The sequence below is a fragment of the Kitasatospora sp. NPDC059408 genome (assembly GCF_042751525.1).
GTDB lineage: Bacteria > Actinomycetota > Actinomycetes > Streptomycetales > Streptomycetaceae > Kitasatospora.
In genome coordinates, this window is the sequence record NZ_JBHYWI010000010.1 from 43,352 (window position 1) to 60,534 (window position 17,183).

Sequence of the window (17,183 nt, forward strand, 5' to 3'; positions counted from 1 at the left end):
CGATTCGACCGCACACCCGATGTGCCGTACAGTCGGGTTCACCGACGCGGGGTGGAGCAGCTCGGTAGCTCGCTGGGCTCATAACCCAGAGGTCGCAGGTTCAAATCCTGTCCCCGCTACCACTCAAGGCCCAGGCCCGGTGCGCCACTGCGCACCGGGCCTGAGTCGATTTCACAGCCCCGTCGGTAGTCCGCCCCCTCGGCCCTGACAGCGCGAACTGCGGCGCCCGGCTTCCCCGGACAAGCTCAACGCGACTGGAGACGAGTGCCGGCTCGGGCAGAGCCGGTTGATCCATGCCGACGTCAAAGGCCCTTCAGGACACGATCAAGTGCCGACCGGCCTGCCGGCCCCCACTGCGGCTTGCCGCCCGGCAGGCCTCGGTCCCCGTTCTGGCCCATCAGCATCAGGAACAGGCTCTTCATCGCGGCCAGCCCGCGCGCCCGTCGTACCGCCGCGTCGTCTGCCTGCGCGTAGCCGTCGAAGAACCGTGAGGCACCGCCCGCGGGGAGCAGCAGCCAGGCGGCCGCAAGGTCCCACGCCGGGTCGCCGGCGAAGACCGCGCCGAAGTCGACGACGCCCGCCAACGTCCCGTCCGCAACGACGACGTTCGCGGGATGCAGGTCGCCGTGCACCCACACGCGCGGGCCGTCCCACTCGGGAGCCGCCACCGCGTCGTCCCACACGGCCCGGATGTCGTCCTCGGCGAAGCCGCCGAGCTCCACGGCCCGCAGGAAGCCCTCGAAGCCGTCCGTGCACTCCCTGGGGTGAGCGCCGAAGTCCGAGGCGGCCGGCGCGTCGGCGGGCGCCTCCGCATGCAGCGCCTTGAGGAAGGCCGCCAGCGTGTCGGCGGCGTGGTCGCCGCAGGTGATCGAGCCGTGGTCCAGCGGCGTGCCTTCCACCCAGGTCATGACGGTCCAGACCTTGGGGAAGCGCTCGGACGGTACCCCGTCTCGCACCGGGATCGGGATCGGAAGCGGCAGGCGCGGGGCCAGCACCGGCAGCCAGCGGCGTTCCTTGAGCTGCAGATCGGGGAGCTTGTCCATGCGCTGCATCCGGACGGCCAACGTGTCCCCGAGGCGCCACATCTGGTTGCCCCAGCCGCCCGCCACCTCGCGGATGGGTAGGTCGGCCAGGTCCGCATGCTGTTCCCGCAACAGGTCGCGGACCAGATCCTCGCTGATCTCAATCTCGGATTCGATCATGCGAAGTTACGGTACTTGAGGGAGGCGGAGCCGGCCTTACCCTCGGGAAGATCCAGGGTCCGATCTCCCACGTTCTCGCTGGACCGATCGAATCGACCCGGCCGAGGACGCTCCCGCCGGACTGCAACTGCCGACCCACCAAGATCATCCCGCAGCTTCCGGGCTCACCTTCGCTGGACCCGCTTGACTTCTTGCGCGTCAGTCCGGAAGCCAGCCCAGCTCGTGCGCCAAGGTTTTGGCGACGGTACGGATGCGGCGGTGCAGTGGCGACTGTTCGCGGGGGAGGACCAGGTGGAACGTCAGGCTGGGCGCGCCCCGCAGCGGTCGCCAGGTGAGACCGGCCGGTTGTGCCGTGGCCGCGGCTTCTCCGGCCGGGGCGAGGGTGACCCCGTCGCGCAGGTCGTGCTGAGACATGTCGAAAGAGACTGCGGGCGTGTGGAATCGGGGGTGTGGTCGGGTGTCCCGGAACACGGCGGACAGCTGATCGTGGACCACGGGGTTGGCCGCAGGGTCCGGGAGTCGCAGCGGATACGCGGCCGCGTCGGCGATCTCGATCTCCGGGTGCTCGGCCAGCGGATGGTGCTGCGCCAGCTGGACCCCGATGCGCGCACGCCGCAGCAGGAACCGGCGCACGCCACGACCCGGTTGTTCACCGCGGGTGATCCCGGCTTCGATGCGGCCGTCGGCGACCGCGGGGGAGATCTCCGGCGTCGCCATCGGGACCGCGCCGACCTCGAGTCCGCTGTTGCCGCGCATCAGCCTGTCCACCAGGGCCGGTGCCGTCTCGGCGCCGGCGCTGAGGCTGTATCCGATGCGCAGCGTGCCCAGTTCACCGGCCGCCGCGCTCCGGGCGGTGTCCCACGCCCGGTCCAGCGCCGCCAGCGCGGGCGGCGCGGACTCCGCCAAAGCCGCACCGGCCGTGGTCAATACGACGCTGCGCGTGTCGCGGACCAGCAGGGCCGTACCGAGTTCCGCCTCCAACCGGCGCATCCGGGCGCTGAGTGCGGGCTGTGCGATACCGATCCGTGCGGCCGCGCGGGTGAAGTTCAACTCCTGCGCCAGCACCAGGAAGTAGCGCAGGCTCACGGTATCCGGCGCCACGTGCCCTCCCTGCCGATTGATAACGATCCGTTCTGACTCTATCCCGTACCGGTCTTTCCCTCGGCCGCTCATCACGTCCTAACCTGCGCATGCCGGGATCGATCGATCCGAGTGTCAATTCGAAGTCGGACGTGTCCGTCCGAACACGGGAGGTTTCCATGGCCAAGGGCTACTGGGTCAGCGTCTACCCCGCCATCTCCGACCCTGAGATGCTGACTGCCTACAACGGGCTGGCCGGTCCCGCTGTCCGGGCCGGCGGCGGGCGCGTCCTGTCCCGCGGCGGTCGAGTCGTCGCCCACGAGGCCGGAATCACGCAACGCGTCGTTCTGGTCGAGTTCGACGGCTTTGAAGAGGCTGTCGCGGCATACGAGAGCGAGGCGTACCAGAAGGCGCTGGTGGCCCTCCCCGACGGCTTCGAGCGCGACTTCCGCATAGTCGAAGGCATCGACTGACCGGCCGGCCACTCAGCCATCGCTGAGCATTCATCGTCGGCGGCTCACCGCGCTACCCGGCGAGAGCCGGTGGTGAACCGGCCGGGGGTGGTGCGCCGTATCCCTCGGCGAGGACCTCCCCGTGGGCGGTGGCGGAACCCGGGGCGGGTGCCGGTTGCCGTCCGCGGTGTGCGCCTCGCGTCGGATTCCTCGCGGCCGTCCCCCGGTTCCGTCCCAGTTCAGGAGCGCCCCCGTCATGCCCAAGCACCGGCTCAGCCGTCGTCGTCGGATCGCCGCAGCCGCCACCGCGATCGCGGCCGGTGGCGTCCTGATCGTCGCGCAGAACGGCGCCCCGGCCGCCACCGTCGATCCGATCGGCCTCAACGCCGCCTACGAGTACCTGGGTTGGGGTGACGCCCAGGACCCGGTCGACGTGATGAAGGCGACCGGGCTCAAGCAGTTCACCCTCGCCTTCCTGCTCGCCGGCGAGGGCTGCGATCCGAAGTGGGACGGGCAGCGCCCGCTGAGCGGCGGCCAGGACGAGGCGAAGATCAGGGCGATCCGCGCGGCGGGCGGCGACGTCGTGGCCTCCTTCGGAGGCTGGGACGGCGCCAAGCTCGGCGAGAAGTGTGCGGACTCCGCCCAACTCACCGCCGCTTACCAGAAGGTGATCGACGCCTACCAGCTCAAGGCGATCGACATCGACATCGAGGACACCGAGCTGAGCCACGCCGACGCCCGCCAGCGGGTGGTGGACGCGCTCGGCGCGGTCAAGGCGAAGAACCCCGGCCTGCGGGTCTTCGTCACCTTCAGTGCCGAGTTGAACGGCCCCGACGCCTCCGGCGCCGACCTGATCGCGCGGGCGGCCAAGGCCGGTGTGCAGGTGGACGGTTGGGTGGTGATGCCGTTCGACTTCGACAACCACCCGGGCACGATGGTCGACGTGACCGTCTCCGCCGTCACCGGCCTCCAGCAGACCCTCGTCCGCGCGTACGGCTACGACCAGGACACCGCGTGGCGGCACTCCGGCCTGTCGTCCATCAACGGGCGCTCCGACAGCCCGGACGAGGTCGTCAGCCCGGCGGACTTCCGCGCCATGCGGGACTTCGCCGCCTCCCACCACCTCGCCCGCTTCACCTACTGGGCCGTCAACCGGGACCGGCCCTGCGCCGGCGCGTTCACCAAGGACGCCGCCTCGGTTTGCGGCGGGATCCAGCAGGAGCCGTACGAGTTCACGAGGATCGTGGCGGGGTACCACGCCGATTCGGTGCCGTCCGGGCCGGCCGGCGGCGTTTCGCACTGCCCCGGCTCGAAGCCCTCGACCGGGCTCACCGCCACCGCCAAGCCCGCGGACGACGGCGAGTCGCCGGTGCCCGGGGTGAGCCCGACGCCGGGGACCCGCCTGACGGCTCGCCGCGCGGAGACGGCCAAGCCGACGGAGGGCGGCGAGGAGACGGCGGGAATGAAGGAGGCCCGGCGCGCCGCGGCGACCGCCTCCGCCGAGGCGGCGGACGACGGTGACCCGTCCGGCGATCCGTCCGACGGCCCGACGGCGGACGCCCGGTCGCAGAGCCCGACGGCGGACCGGCCGAGGCACGGGACGCCCAGGCCTACCAGCCCGGCCGCGTCCCCCTCGAAGCAGCACACCTCGCCGACGGCGGCACCCACCGCGGACTGCACCCCGGAGGCCGGCCCGACGGCCGGTCCGACGGCCGGCCCGACCGCCCAGCCGACGACGACGGCCACGTCGAGCGCCCCGTCAACCGCCCCGGCAACGGGCACCACCCTGCCGACCGCGGACCCGACGCGGGGTCAGTCGACGCCCACCGGTACCACCACCACCGCCACCACCACGACCGCCGCCACCACCACGCCCGTCGCCGCCGCCCCGGCGGCCACAGCCGAGGGAACCACCCGCAACGGCCAGCCCCTGGCGTCCACCGGCGGAGGTGACGCGACGAGCATGCTCGTCGAGGGTGCGGGAGCCCTGCTGGTGCTCGGCGGAGGCTTCGGCATGATCGGTACGCGCCGCCGCAGGGAGGCCGAGCAGGCCCGGTAGAAGCCCGCGGCCCCGAGCGGTCGGCCGCACCGTCACACCCGGACGGCCGGCAGCATCCGTACGCCCCCGCGGCTCACCCCGTCAGTGGGGATCGGCCGGCCATCCGAGGGCACGGAAGACGGCGACGGGGTCGAGGTAGTCGCGCCAGTGCGTCACCTCGCGGTCCTTGACGGTGATCACCGAGACGAAGTGGTTGTCGTAAAGGCGCCCGGTGCGCATGGCGCGCCCGTGCACGGCGTACTCCAGGACGACCACGGAGGCGTCCGGGTCCCGGTGGACGGCCAGTTCGTCCGCGCCGGTCAGGACCATCGCGTCGCCGTAGCCGCGGTACAGGTCGGCGACCGCCCGGCGGCCCTGGACGCGCCGCGGGTAGCCGGGGACGGAGACCACGTACTCGACGACGACGTCCTCGGCCAGGAGGTCGAAGAAGTGATCGCCGTCGACCAGGCCCGCGAGGCCTTCGCGGATGATCCGGAAGAACGGGTCCAGTGCCGCGAAGTCCTCAAGGTCGTCGATGGACATGGTCACGCACCCGTCCGTGCGGCCCAGGCGTGGGCGTTGCGCCGCGCGAACTCCCGGAAGGAGGTCGGCTTCCGGCCGGTGACCTGCTCGACGTCCTCGTTGGGCGTGGACCCGTTGCCGGCGATGATGCTGTCGGTCAGCCAGCGGAGCATCACGGCGTAGTCGGCGGGGACGACTCCGGCGGCGACGGCGCCGCCGATCCAGGCCTCGGGGTCGAGGTCGTGGTGTGTGACGGGCTGTCCGGTCACGGCGGTGATGATGTCGGCGACTTCGCCGACCGTGAGGGCCTGCGGTCCGGTGGGCGCGTACCGGGCGCCGGCATGGACGTCGGGGGCGAGCAGCGTCTCGGCCGCGACGGCGGCGATGTCGGCCGCGTCGACGAAGGCCTCGGTGCCGCTGCCGGTGGGGACCGTGATCGCCCCGTCGGCGACGGGCAGATGGGTGTCGGTGAAGTTCTGCATCACCCAGGCGGGGCGCAGGATGGCGTGGGTGATGCCCGTGCGGGCGGCGAGGTCGGTTTCGACGGCCTTGATGTCGATCTGCGGTGGGGCGTCGTCGGCGCCGTAGGTGCTCAGGTAGGTGACGTGGTGCACGCCGGTGGCTTCGGCGAGGTCGAGGAAGGCCGCGACCTGGGCGGCGTACGTCGCCCGCATAACGGGCGTGACGAGGTAGAGGCTGTCGATGCCGCGCAGGGCGTCGGCGTGGGTGGCCGGGCGGTCCCAGTCGAACAGGACGTCGGCGCCGTGGCGGGCGGCGGTGCGGGCGTCCCGCCCCCGATCGGCGAGCCGCTTCGCCAGGAGCGAGCCGGTGCGGCCGGTTCCGCCGAGAACGAGCGTGGTCTGCGGTGATCCAGTCATGGATCCATCGTGAGAGCGAGCCGGTGAGCGGATCAATGTGTGAATCGCTCGTTCTTTTACGTCAAACGCTCCGATCGTTGCCCTCGGCGATCGCTCTGCCGATACTGATCGGGTGGACCTACTGCGTGATCACCTGGCGCGGGCACGCGCCGGCGGCGCGGTCTTCGCCCGGACGGTCGCCGAGCCCCCGTGGGGGCTGCGGCTGGCCGGCACGATCCAGCTGTCCGTGCACACCGTCGTCCGCGGTCGGGGATGGCTGTGGTTCGACGCCCACGACCCTGGGCGCGCGGTGGAACTCGTGCCCGGCGAGGTGACGCTCGTACGCGGCGGCACGGACCACTACATCGGCCACGAGCCCGGCACCGACTGCCTCGAACCGGACGAGTTCCGGGCCCGGCACGCCCACGACGGGGAGGCGGACACGCCCGGGTCGACCGTGTTCCTCTGCGGCGCCTACCGGTTCTCCGGCGACATCGGCAACGGGCTGCTGGAGGCACTTCCCCGGGTCCTGACGCTGCAAGCGGCCGTCGGCGATCCGCTGCGGGACGTGATCGCCCTGCTCTCCCACGAACTGGCCGGCTCCGAACCGGGGCAGGCCACCGTGCTCGACCGGCTCCTCGACGTCCTCCTGGTGCTCGCCATCCGCAGCGACTTCCGCCGTAGCCCGACCGCGCCCCGCTGGTACCGGGCCTCCGCCGACCCCCGCCTGAGCGCCGCCCTCCAGGCCATGCACGAGGACGCCGCCCACCCCTGGTCCGTCCCCGAACTCGCCGCGATCAGCGGCCTGTCCCGGGCCGCCTTCGCCCGCACCTTCCACGACGCGCTGGGCCAGACCCCCATGCAGTACCTGACCGACTGGCGCATGGCCCTGGCGCGCGACCACCTGCGCACGGGCGAACTCGGCCTGGCGAGCATCGCCCGCAACGTCGGCTACGGCTCGCCCTACGCCTTCGCGGCCGCCTTCCGCCGCCACCACGGCGAACCACCCGGCGCCTGGCGACAACGGGAGACGACGCGCGACAGGGAACTCCAGCCGAGCGGCGCCAACATCCACTGAGCCGGTCGTTCGACGTGCTCGGCGCCCCCTGCTCCGGGGGCTCGATTACCCAGGTTGGAGCCTGCGAAGGTCGAGCTGGATGCGGGCCACCGGCTGGGCCTCGCGACTCGGGCTCAACCATCGAGGAGTCGGCTCCGCCACGAGCCCTCCACGCCCCAGGGGCTGTCGGACATCAATCGCTCGGGGCGCAGCACGGTTCGGCGATCGAATTCGGCGTCAAGACGTGCGACCAGTCGACCGAGATCGACTCCGGCGCCCACGGGAAGCCACACCAGCACCGCTTGCGGGAGGTCGCGCGCGAGTATCGGGTTGCACTCGTCGCAGCCCGTCTCGGGCTCTGGCAGGACACGTCCGGACTGGCTCAGATACCGCCGGCATTCAGCGAGAGCACCGGCCACGGCGCCGGTCCACAACCGCTCGTGCTCCAACCGTCGGATGGCGGCACGGGTCAGCCCGGACACGCCGCGGATGCGGCGAACCGGCGCACCTCGTCCGGGCTGCCACTGCGAAGCGCGCAGCCCCTTCGGCCGCCTACGCGGCATTGCTCCTTCGGATCAGCACGGCGACATCCTTGCATGCGCGGTCCGCGACGCCCAGGGCAGGGCCTGAGGTGCTCTCGCTTCTCCGACAGCAGATCACCGGCGTCCAGCAGCTCCAGACCCTCCAGCTTTCACCTGCCATCCACAGCCGAGCCCCCGCCGCGTCACCAACTGCCGGGCGGAGAATCCCGGTTGCCGGCGCCGATCACGACGTGGTCTGATGCCGCGGTGGCAGGTACGAGCATCACCCTGTGTCTCCCAGCGGAGGCGGCCGAGCGGGTCGAGGAGGCAGTCGCCGAGGCGATGGAGCCCTTCTACCTCGATGCCCCGGGCCGGGAGGAGAACCGCATCTGGGACTCCTGGCGGATCGTCGGCCGCGCGTTCAACGTGCTGCCGGGCCATGAGACGGATCCTCGGCTGGTCGCTCCTCGTCCCAGCCGCTGGGGAGGCTACGTCGAGTCGCCGGTCAACGACGCGGGCTGGTGCGCCGGAGGGCCGCGCGAGCTGCTGGACTTCGGGGCCTCCACCGAGGAGGCCCGGCAACTGGCGGACGCGGTCTGGCTGCACTGGCACCGGTCGGCGGCCGCGTTGCCCGCCGCCCAGCCCTATGACGTCTACTACGGCCGCCATGTGACCGAGGGCTGCGCCTACTCCCGTGAGCAGGCCGCGGCGGACTACTGGTCCCAGCCCCTGCTGCGAGCCTTCGAAGAACACCGGGCCGGGCTCTCCACCGCGCGGTACTCCTCGAACTTCCTCTTCCTCCCCGACCCGGTCGTCCAGGTCGGACAGAAACCCCGGGAGCGGTTCGTCGAAGGCCGGGCGGCCGGGGCCCTGCCCCGACGCAACGTGCTCTCGCTGGGCGGCTGGTGGTACGAGGACGGCGGACCGGTCGCGCACGGTGCCTGCCGTCACCGGGATGACTGTCCGCACCGGCCCGAGCTGCCGGACGGTCAGCAGCACGTCGACCGCTACCTCGTAGACCTCCCGGGCGACACCCTCCTGGTCGGCCTGCACTGCCACGTGTGAGTCATCGTGTCGGATCGCCGCGAATGCACGGGGCCTGCTGCGGCAAGGGTGCTGTCGACATCGCCGCGTCCCGCCCCGGCTTGCGGGCGGTCTCGGCCGGCAGGACTGTGCCCTACTGCGAAACCATCACCCCTGGCAGCTCACCCGGAGCGCGGCCGCTGCGAGGTGGGCGTGGGTGGGCTGGCCGGAGCCCGTCCAGTCCTGGCCGCGGTTGTGGAGGCGGACGACCAGCGGGCCGCCCTGGGGGCGGAAGGTGCCCGCGTCCACCCAACTGCCGTGCCGGCCGACCTGGTCGACGGTGAACGAGCCGAGGTCGGCGCCGGACGCGCCGGCCACCGTGTAGTACGCGGGGGCGCCGCCGACCTGCTGGACCGACGTCGAGTCCGGCACGTACACGGAGACGGCGCAGCCGGCCGCGCTCGCGCCGACGTCGAAGGTCCACAGCGCGTACGTGCTGTTGTCGTCCTTCGCGCGGTCGCCGGACATCGGCACCGCGTCGTACTGCCCGTTGCAGGAGTCGCCGGTGTAGCCGCCACTGTTGACGGTCACCCAGCCGTCCGTGCCCTGGTGGAACGCGCCGACCTCCTGGTAGCGCGCGCCCGGGCCGGAGCAGCCGGGCCCGGCGACGGCCCGGAAGCCGGCGGGCTGCGGAGCGGGTGGCACGGGCGACGCGGGTGGTGCGGGCGGTGCCGCCGAGGTGGGCGCCGCCGGGGCGGGCGCGGCTGCGGCGGCCGACGGCGTGGTCGCGGCGCTGGACCGGGCGGGCACGGCCGTCGGCGACGGCGGGTGCGTGTCGGTGGTGGACGGCGTGGCCGACGGGCTCTCCACCGGTGTGGCGGACGGGCTGGGCGACGCCGCCGGGTCCGTCGAGGCGGCCGGATCGGTGGGGGAGGACGTCGGCGGGTGCGCCCGGCCGTGTGTGCCGAAGGGCGAACTGCCGGTCGGTGCGGCGGCCGCGGCCGGGTCCCCGGCGGTGGCGCCGGGCTTGAGGAAGGGGGCGGCGATCAGGAGGACGACGCCGGTGGCCATCGATGCCGCCATCGCCACCCGGCGCGCGTCCCAGCGCGAACGGTCGCCGAGGCGGCGCAGGTTCAGCGGCAGGCGTGCGGCGACGAGGTCGACGGCGGTGCGAAGCCGCTCGGCGGCCGTGGGCCGGGGCGGGACCGGTTCCTCGGCGATCCAGGGGAGTTGCACGCCGGGGGGCTTCGGGCGGGCGGTCCCGTTCCCGCTCACCGGAGGCCCCCGTCGACGTCCGCAGCGGTCTCCAGGACCTGCCGGACCCCGGTGCGGGCCGGCCCCGACGGAACCCGGGCCGGGTCGTCGGCCGCGGCGGGTCCTGCCACCCCGACCGGCGTCGGCGGCGCGGGCACGGGCGGGGGCGGCGGGACGCACACCGCGAGGAGTCCCGTCACGACGAGCCCGAGAGCTGCCGCGCAGCAGACCAGGGCTGGTTGCCTCGGTGTCGCCGTAGTGGTCACGTTTCTCTCCCCGGGTGACGGTGTCCGCCAGGTTGCACGGCCCGCCGGGCCCGATCGGTTCACGGCCGTCGGCCCCGGGCGATACCTGGAAGCGGCCGGGAGGATGTTCGGTGCCCTGGCAGGGCCTCACTCGCCAGGGGTGACCGGCTCGGGGTCGGCGTCGAGCGCGTCGAGCACTGCGTCGCCGTTCGCCCTCGCCCACTCGGTCAGGACGTGGATCGGGTCGATCAGCGTCGCCCCGAGCGGGGTGAGCTCGTATTCGACGCGGGGTGGCACCTCGGCGTAGGCGTGGCGGCGGACGAGTCCGTGCGCTTCGAGCCGGCGGAGCGTCTGGGTGAGCACCTTGCGGGAGATGCCGCCGATCAGCTTGATGAGCTCGCCGTGGCGGACCGGGCCCTTGCTGAGGCCGTAGAGCACGACCACGGTCCACTTGTCGGCGATGAGCTCGACCACCAGACGCGCCGGACAGTCGGAGAGAAAGGGATCGCCGGGACCGAAACCGCTCATGGCGCCAAAGGTACCTGCCGGTTCCTATCGGAAACCTAGCCTGGATTCCCTCCCCCTACGAAGCCAGGAGAGTCATGCGAGCAATCACCCAGCAGACGCTCGGCGGTCCCGAGGTGCTCACCATCGTGGACGTGCCCGAGCCCCGCCCCCTCCCGACCGAGGTTCTCGTCCGCGTCAAGGCGATCGGGCTGAACCCGTTGGAGGCGCGCCTGCGCGCCGACGAGTTCCCGCTGCTCGGCCGGCCGCCGTTCGTCCTCGGCTGGGACATCAGCGGCGTGGTCGAGGAGGCGCCGCAGACGTGGCGGTTCAGGCCCGGCGACGAGGTGTTCGGGATGCCGTTGTTCCCACGGGCGGCGAGCGCGTACGCCGAGGTGGTGTCGGCGCCGGCGTTGCACCTGGCACGCAAGCCGGCGTCGCTCTCGCACGTCGAGGCGGCGGCGCTGCCGGTCGTCGGGCTGACGGCGTGGCAGGGCCTCGTGGACCTGGGCGGCGTGACGGAGGGGGACCGCGTCCTGGTCCACGGCGGCGGTGGCGGGGTCGGCCACGTCGCCGTCCAGATCGCGAAAGCGCTCGGCGCGCACGTGATCGCGACCGCCGGCGGGAGCAAGCGGACGTTCGTCGAGGGGTTGGGCGCCGACGAGGTGATCGACTACACGGCGGTCGACTTCACTCGGGCGGTCCGCGACATCGACGTCGTGTTCGACACGATCGGCGGCGACACCGTCGAGCGGTCGCTCGAAGTGCTCCGCCCGGGCGGTCACCTGGTGACGGCGGTCGCCGAGGCCGATGCGGAGCTCGCCGCCAGGTACGAGGCGGCCGGCCTGCGCTTCAGCGGCATCGCGGTCGACCCCGATCCGGTCGCCCTGCGAGGTCTCGTCGAACTCGTCGAACAGGGCGGGCTCCGGGTGCACGTGCAGGAGACGTTCCCGTTCGAGCGCGTCGTCGACGCGCACCGGCTGCTGGACGCAGGTCACCTCCAGGGCAAGCTCGTGCTCACCGTCTGATCCCGTCGTGGGGCCTCGCGTGAGCGAGGCTCCCCTGATGAGTGGCTGGCGACTCCCCGGGAGCCCGAGGGGCAGAGCCTACGACGGCCCGCACTGCGCCAGCTGCGCCCGCACCCGCTCCACCTGCTTGGTCATCCGCCCCTGCTCGGTGGCGAGTTCGAGCGCCCGCTCCCAGTGCCGGCGGGCCTCGGCCGTGCGCCCGTGGTCGTACAGCACCTGGCCCATGACATCGGCGAAGTCGAACTCCGCGTGGGCGTGGTTGCCCTGGGCCCGGCCGAGTTCCAGCGCCCGGTGGATCTGTGCCACCGCCTCGTCGGGGCGGCCGAGTTCGCGCAGCACCTGGGCGTGGGTCTTGGTCGAGATCACCAGGTACGGGTCCGCCTCCCGGCCCGCGAGCAGGGCCAGCGACTCCTCGATCGGGGCGAGGGCGTCGGCCGCCCGCCCGGCCAGCCGGAGGGCGTCGGCGAGGTTGTTGAGGGCCTGGGACAGCGACCGGTCGTCACCCGCGGCCCGGGCCTCGGCGACCGTCTCCGCGAATCCGTCCAGGACGTCCCCGGGCCCGCCGTGGTCGCTCATGAAGCTGGTCCGCATGCTGAGGTAGCGGTGCCGGAGCACCGGGCGGCTCTCCGGGTCCGCGACGGCCACCGCCCGCGCGGACTGCTCCAGGGCCTCCCGGCGCCGGCCGAGCCAGCCCAGCGACATGCTGTGGTTGGAGTACAGGTGCGGCCAGGCCCCGGCGGTGCCGGCGGCCTCGGCGGCGGTGAGCGCGTGCCGGGCGGCCTCCTCCCAGGCGCGGAACAGGCCCGCGTCGAGGTAGAGGTAGCCGGCGTTCTCGACCATCCGGCAGGCGTGTTCGTGCCGGCCCCACTGGCACGCGAGCGCGATCAGGCCCCGGACGGCCGGCTCCTCGGCCCGGAACCACGCCAGCGCGTCCGCGGAAGCGGCGAACTCCGGCGTGCCGCCCGATGGTTGCTCGTCCGGTCGGTGGTGCCGGGCGTCCGGCCGGGCCAGGACCAGGCCGGCCGCCGTCGCGGCGAGGTAGTGGTCGAACAGCCGCGCCAGCGCAGCGTCGCGGGTCGCGGGCGGCAACTCCTCGGCCGCCTGCCGTGCGTACAGCCGTACGAGGTCGTGACGCTCGAACCGGCCCGGCACCACCTCCACCACCAGGTGCGCCAGGTGCAGCAGCTCCAGCGCCCCGGCCGCCGCCCGCGGGCCGGTGCCGGCCAGCGCGGCCGCCGCCGTGGTGTCGACCTGCTGCCCCGGGTGCACACCGAGCAGCCGGAACAGCTCCGCCGCCGGCGCGGGCAGCGTCCGGACCGTCAGCTCCAGCGCCGCCGCGACGCTCAACGCGCCCTGGGTGGCGAGCGCGGCCAGCCGGGAACGCTCGTCCGCGAGCTCCCCGGCCAGCGTCGCGACCCGCCAGTGCGGCCGGGTCGCCAACCGCGAACCCGCGATCCGCAGCGCCAGCGGCAGGCCCTCGCACAGCTCGACCACCCGCTGCGCCGCCTCCCGCTCCGCCTCCAGCCGGGGCAGGCCCGCGACCCCGGCGAGGACGCCGAACCCGTCGTCGGCGTCCAGCGACGCGAGCGGAAGGGCGCTGGCGCCCTCGCCCACGACGAGTTCGGTGAGCCGGTGCCGGCTCGTCACCACGACGGCGCAGCCGGGCTCGCCCGGGAGCAGCGGGCGCACCTGTTCTGCGTCCCGGGCGTTCTCCAGGAGGATCAGCACCCGGCGGCCGGCCAGCAGACGTCGGTACGCGGCGCCGGCCTCCTCCTCGGTGGCGGGGATCGCGCCCTCGTCGGCGCCGAGAGCGCGTAGCAGCTCCGCGAGCGCCTCCTCCGGGCGCAGCGGCTCGGTCTCGTCGAAGCCGCGCAGGTTGACGGCGACGCGCCCGTCGGGGAAGGCGGCGGTGTGCCGGTGGGCCCAGCGCAGGACGAGTGCCGTCTTGCCGACCCCGGCTGGGCCGGTGACGAGCACCGGCGAGCGGGGTCCGCCGTCGCCCCCGAAGTGCTCGCTGAGCCGGGCGAGTTCGGCCTCGCGGCCGACGAACCGGCCGGGCTCGCGTGGCAAGCGGACAACGGTGGGGGCGCACACCTCGGAAGGGAGGGACCGCACCTGCGCCAGTGCCTCGCGCAGCGCCGGGCCGGGGTCGATGCCAGCCTCCTCGGCGAGTCGGCGCCGGGCCTCCCCGTACACGGCGACGGCCTCGGCGGACCGTCCCTCCTGGTGGAGGCAGAGCACGGCGAGGCGGATGAGCGACTCGCGCAGCGGGTGCCCGGTCAGGGCGGCGGTCAGCTCGGCCGTCACCGACCGTCCCCGGCCGGCCCGCAGCGACCGCTCGGCGAGCTCCTCCAACGCCTCGACCCGCAGCGTCTCCAACCGTCCGGCGGCGAGCCCACGGACCGCCTCCGAGCCGCAGTCGGCCAGGGCGGGCCCGCGCCAGAGTGCGAGCGCCTCGCGCAGCAGTGGCACGGCCGTCGCGTCCCCGGCGGCGTCAGGGGCGTGCGCGCGGGCCTCGTCGAGGAGCCGGGCGAGCCGGTGGGCGTCGATCAGGTCAGGGTCGGCGTGCAGGACGTAGCCGGGAGCGCGGGTGTCGAGCCGGAGGCCGTCGGGGAGGAGCGTGCGCAGCCGGGCGACGTGCCCCTGGAGGGCGGCTCGCGCGGTGGACGGCGGGTCGTGGTCCCACGCGAGGTCGAGCAGCCGCTCGACCGGAACGACCCGGTTCGCCTCCAGGGCGAGCGCCGTCAGCACGGCCCGCCGCCGGCCCCCGCCGACATGGACGGGCTCGCCCTCGGCGGTCCGCAGTTCCGCGGGCCCCAGCAGGAGAATGCGCACGCCACACCTGTGCTCTCAGTCCGTCCTCGGCCCCCGGCCTGCACCTTACTCATCGCTCCGGAACGGAACGAAGCAGGGAGCCGCGGCAGCCGTTCCCAGGGAATGCGGACGCCACGAGTGGCGCGGCGCTCCGTCAGGACCGGGACGAACGCCCGGGCCGTGGCGTCGCGCAGTTCGGCGTAGGCACTTGCGAGAGGGCGTCCACGGTGGCCGGGGCGGCCCAGGGGTGAGAGATCTTGAGCCTGGCTGCCACCCGTCGCACCGCCTCCTTGTCCTCGGGCGAGGACCAGGTCACGGCCGCCCCGTCCGCTCGGGCGGGCCGAGTGCGTCGTCGGAGGGCCAGGGGCGGCCGTGGGGTTCGGGGGCCGTGTCACCGGCGTCGTGGCGTGAGCGCTTCGGTGCGCGCAGCGGTGTCGGGGAGGTGAGGGTCACGACGGCGAACTCGCCCGCGGCCCCTGCCGTCCCGTGGCAGTCCAGTTCGAGCAGGCCCGCGTCGGCCAGGTCCTGGAGGGCCGTGCGCAGGAGGTCGGGTTCGACGCGCAGGGCCACGGCCGCGGCCGTCACCGGGAACGTCGCCGTCCGGGCGAGGTGCTGCCGCGGATCGGCGATGAGGTCGATCAGGAGCCCGGCCACGATTCGCCCGCTCGCCAGCTCCCTGGCCCGCCGTGCCCAGTCGGCCGCCCAGTCCTCAACCGCCACCGTCTGCACCGGCTCACGCCCCTTCGGATCCGTCCGACACCCGGCCCCCGGTATCCGGCATTCTCCGGTTGCCCGGAGCGGATCGCCCGCCGGTACCGGGCCGCGTGCGCGTCTCGCCCGATTTTTGACCGAGAAGAAGGACTTGAGTGGCCCGTACATGACACTAGCGGCTGTGCCGCTTGCCGGGCGGGTGCCTCAGCCGTCGCCCCTGACCGCGGTGAGGCACTGGTCGTAGAGGTCGGTCAGGTCGAGCCGGCCTTCGTGTTCGGCCCAGAGCTCGCTCGCCGTGTCGACGCAGGCGAAGACCGTCGCGACGATCGCCTTGGCGCGCGGGTCGGGCCCCTGGCCGGGGGCGGTGCCCAGGCGCGCCTGGACGACCGGGACGAGCTGGGTCTGCCAGTTCAGCCGCTTCTCGATGTAACGGGCGCGCAGGGACGGGGTGTTGAAGATCAGACGGGACAGTTCGAGTACTCGCTCGGGGGTGTGGTTGGCGGTGAGGACGGTCTCGAACCCGGCTCGCAGGGCGTCCCAGGCGGACACGGTGGCGGGCTGTTGCTCGACGGTCCGCTTCAGGAGCTCGCCGAGCGCGTCCTGGTCGCCGCAGACCAGGTCCTCCTTGGTGCCGAAGTAGCGGAACAGGGAGCGCTGCGAGACGCCCGCCTCGCGGGCGATCTGCGCGATCGTCGTCTGCTCGTAGCCCTGTTCGGCGAACAGCCGGACCGCCGTGTCGAGGATCTCCTGGACGGCGGCCTGCCGCGATCGGTCCCACAAGGTCGTCATGGGAACCCAGACTACCCCGCCTCTGGACAGTAGCTGCCCTTCTGGCATTAACTGCCAGCTAGGCAGTTACTGCACGCAAGGGAGTTGTCATGACAGCCGTCGACTACCACGGCCAGACCACGCTGATCACCGGCGCCAGCGCCGGTCTCGGTGCCGAATTCGCCCGCCAGCTCGCCGCCCGCGGCTCCGACCTGGTGCTGGTCGCCCGCCGCAGGGACCGCCTGGAGGCCCTGGCCGGCGAACTGCGCGACCGCCACCGCGTCCGGGTCCACGTCCTGGCGGTGGACCTGGCCGAGGCAGACCCCGGGCAGAGGCTGGTAGGGCAGGTGGACCAACTCGGCCTGCACGTCACCAGCGTGATCAACAACGCCGGATTCGGCACCTTCGGCCTCTTCCACGAGGCCGACCCGGCCCGAATGCGGCAGGAAATCGCCGTCGACGTGACGGCGGTGGCCGACATCAGCCGCGCCTTCATCGAACGGTTGCGGACGGCGGGCCGAGGGGTCCTGGTCAACGTGGCGAGCATGGCCGCCTACCAGCCCAACCCGCGGATGGCGCTCTACGGCGCGACCAAGGCGTTCGTGCTGAGCCTCACGGAGGCGCTCTGGGAGGAGTCGCGCGGCACCGGGCTGCGGGTGCTGGCGCTGTCCCCGGGCGCGACCCGCACCGAGTTCTTCGAGGTCGTCGGCACCGACCGGGCCGCCGGCGGCACGAGGCTCGCCGCACCCGTCGACGTGGTCCGCGCCGCCCTGGCCGCCCTGGACCGGCGGAACCCGCCGCCGAGCGTCATCGCCGGGCGCATGAACCGCGTCATGGCCTCCCTCGCCCGGCTGGCTCCCCGGCGGCAGGTCATCAGGGCCGTCGGCCGCATGACGGCCGCAGGGGCGTAGCGCGGAGGCGCGACGAGGCGCGCGGAGTCCGTCGTCGAGGAGCGACCTGACAGCGGACCGGGTGGCGGGCCCATCGTCGGGCCCGTCCCCATGGGTGGGACCCCGGAGGACATCCGGCTGATGCCGCGCGACCGTCGGACCGGCCAGGGGCTCCGGCCTGGTCCGCGGGCGCCGGCGGGATTTGCTGAACCGGCAA

At 73.4% G+C, this 17,183-nt stretch carries 17 protein-coding genes and 1 tRNA gene; 7 read left to right on the forward strand and 11 right to left on the reverse strand.

What is annotated here, in order from left to right; all coding sequences use genetic code 11:
- Positions 1–45: 45 nt before the first annotated feature.
- Positions 46–122 (forward strand) — tRNA-Met (locus tag ACFXDE_RS09430).
- Positions 123–302: 180 nt separating this feature from the next.
- Here the strand turns inward: ACFXDE_RS09430 and ACFXDE_RS09435 are convergent.
- Together ACFXDE_RS09435 and ACFXDE_RS09440 are read right to left on the reverse strand one after the other, a co-directional pair.
- Complete coding sequence (locus ACFXDE_RS09435) at positions 303–1,202, reverse strand: phosphotransferase (protein ID WP_380492493.1); 900 nt, start codon at positions 1,200–1,202, stop codon at positions 303–305.
- A gap of 198 nt (positions 1,203–1,400) precedes the next feature.
- Positions 1,401–2,303, reverse strand: a complete 903-nt coding sequence (locus tag ACFXDE_RS09440; RefSeq protein ID WP_380492495.1) for a LysR family transcriptional regulator — start codon at positions 2,301–2,303, stop codon at positions 1,401–1,403.
- Positions 2,304–2,461: 158 nt separating this feature from the next.
- On the opposite strand from ACFXDE_RS09440, the gene ACFXDE_RS09445 reads away from it, so the two are divergent.
- Both ACFXDE_RS09445 and ACFXDE_RS09450 read left to right on the forward strand, forming a co-directional pair.
- Complete coding sequence (locus tag ACFXDE_RS09445; RefSeq protein ID WP_380492497.1) at positions 2,462–2,755, forward strand: DUF1330 domain-containing protein; 294 nt, start codon at positions 2,462–2,464, stop codon at positions 2,753–2,755.
- Positions 2,756–2,990: 235 nt separating this feature from the next.
- A complete protein-coding gene (locus ACFXDE_RS09450; protein WP_380492499.1) occupies positions 2,991–4,793 on the forward strand; it encodes a hypothetical protein in 1,803 nt (600 codons plus the stop codon).
- Between the two features lie 81 nt (positions 4,794–4,874).
- Here ACFXDE_RS09450 and ACFXDE_RS09455 read toward each other — a convergent pair whose 3' ends face one another.
- Together ACFXDE_RS09455 and ACFXDE_RS09460 are read right to left on the reverse strand one after the other, a co-directional pair.
- On the reverse strand, positions 4,875–5,315 hold the full coding sequence (locus ACFXDE_RS09455; protein ID WP_380492678.1) for a nuclear transport factor 2 family protein: 441 nt from the start codon (positions 5,313–5,315) through the stop codon (positions 4,875–4,877).
- A 2-nt stretch (positions 5,316–5,317) separates the two neighbouring features.
- Positions 5,318–6,172, reverse strand: a complete 855-nt coding sequence (locus tag ACFXDE_RS09460; protein ID WP_380492501.1) for an NmrA family NAD(P)-binding protein — start codon at positions 6,170–6,172, stop codon at positions 5,318–5,320.
- A 112-nt stretch (positions 6,173–6,284) separates the two neighbouring features.
- Between ACFXDE_RS09460 and ACFXDE_RS09465 the strand changes: the two genes are divergently transcribed.
- On the forward strand, positions 6,285–7,229 hold the full coding sequence (locus ACFXDE_RS09465) for a cupin domain-containing protein (protein ID WP_380492503.1): 945 nt from the start codon (positions 6,285–6,287) through the stop codon (positions 7,227–7,229).
- A gap of 113 nt (positions 7,230–7,342) precedes the next feature.
- Here ACFXDE_RS09465 and ACFXDE_RS09470 read toward each other — a convergent pair whose 3' ends face one another.
- Positions 7,343–7,690 (reverse strand): hypothetical protein, encoded by a 348-nt coding sequence (locus ACFXDE_RS09470; protein ID WP_380492505.1) that lies wholly within the window; start codon positions 7,688–7,690, stop codon positions 7,343–7,345.
- 306 nt (positions 7,691–7,996) lie between these two features.
- Here ACFXDE_RS09470 and ACFXDE_RS09475 point away from each other — a divergent pair, with 306 nt between their 5' ends.
- The gene (locus tag ACFXDE_RS09475; RefSeq protein ID WP_380492507.1) at positions 7,997–8,794 is read left to right on the forward strand and encodes a hypothetical protein; all 798 of its coding nucleotides are present in this window, start codon (positions 7,997–7,999) and stop codon (positions 8,792–8,794) included.
- Positions 8,795–8,920: 126 nt separating this feature from the next.
- Here the strand turns inward: ACFXDE_RS09475 and ACFXDE_RS09480 are convergent, their stop codons facing one another.
- Together ACFXDE_RS09480 and ACFXDE_RS09485 are read right to left on the reverse strand one after the other, a co-directional pair.
- On the reverse strand, positions 8,921–10,027 hold the full coding sequence (locus tag ACFXDE_RS09480; protein WP_380492509.1) for a hypothetical protein: 1,107 nt from the start codon (positions 10,025–10,027) through the stop codon (positions 8,921–8,923).
- Between the two features lie 371 nt (positions 10,028–10,398).
- Positions 10,399–10,779, reverse strand: coding sequence for a winged helix-turn-helix transcriptional regulator (locus ACFXDE_RS09485; RefSeq protein WP_380492510.1), 381 nt, complete (start codon positions 10,777–10,779; stop codon positions 10,399–10,401).
- 74 nt (positions 10,780–10,853) lie between these two features.
- Here ACFXDE_RS09485 and ACFXDE_RS09490 point away from each other — a divergent pair, with 74 nt between their 5' ends.
- Positions 10,854–11,783, forward strand: a complete 930-nt coding sequence (locus ACFXDE_RS09490; protein ID WP_380492512.1) for an NADP-dependent oxidoreductase — start codon at positions 10,854–10,856, stop codon at positions 11,781–11,783.
- A gap of 78 nt (positions 11,784–11,861) precedes the next feature.
- Here ACFXDE_RS09490 and ACFXDE_RS09495 read toward each other — a convergent pair whose 3' ends face one another.
- The 4 genes from ACFXDE_RS09495 to ACFXDE_RS09510 form a co-directional block, all read right to left on the reverse strand.
- Positions 11,862–14,618 (reverse strand): BTAD domain-containing putative transcriptional regulator, encoded by a 2,757-nt coding sequence (locus tag ACFXDE_RS09495; protein ID WP_380492514.1) that lies wholly within the window; start codon positions 14,616–14,618, stop codon positions 11,862–11,864.
- The gene (locus ACFXDE_RS09500; protein ID WP_380492516.1) at positions 14,528–14,992 is read right to left on the reverse strand and encodes a three-helix bundle dimerization domain-containing protein; all 465 of its coding nucleotides are present in this window, start codon (positions 14,990–14,992) and stop codon (positions 14,528–14,530) included. The genes ACFXDE_RS09495 and ACFXDE_RS09500 overlap by 91 nt, the downstream gene beginning before the upstream one ends.
- On the reverse strand, positions 14,910–15,326 hold the full coding sequence (locus tag ACFXDE_RS09505) for a hypothetical protein (RefSeq protein ID WP_380492518.1): 417 nt from the start codon (positions 15,324–15,326) through the stop codon (positions 14,910–14,912). Before ACFXDE_RS09505 ends, ACFXDE_RS09500 begins: the two co-directional genes overlap by 83 nt.
- 186 nt (positions 15,327–15,512) lie before the next feature.
- Positions 15,513–16,097: a TetR/AcrR family transcriptional regulator gene (locus ACFXDE_RS09510; protein ID WP_380492520.1), complete on the reverse strand. Its 585-nt coding sequence runs from the start codon at positions 16,095–16,097 to the stop codon at positions 15,513–15,515.
- Positions 16,098–16,186: 89 nt separating this feature from the next.
- On the opposite strand from ACFXDE_RS09510, the gene ACFXDE_RS09515 reads away from it, so the two are divergent.
- Entirely contained in the window at positions 16,187–16,987 is an 801-nt protein-coding gene (locus ACFXDE_RS09515) for an SDR family NAD(P)-dependent oxidoreductase (RefSeq protein ID WP_380492522.1), read from the forward strand.
- Positions 16,988–17,183 lie beyond the last annotated feature (196 nt).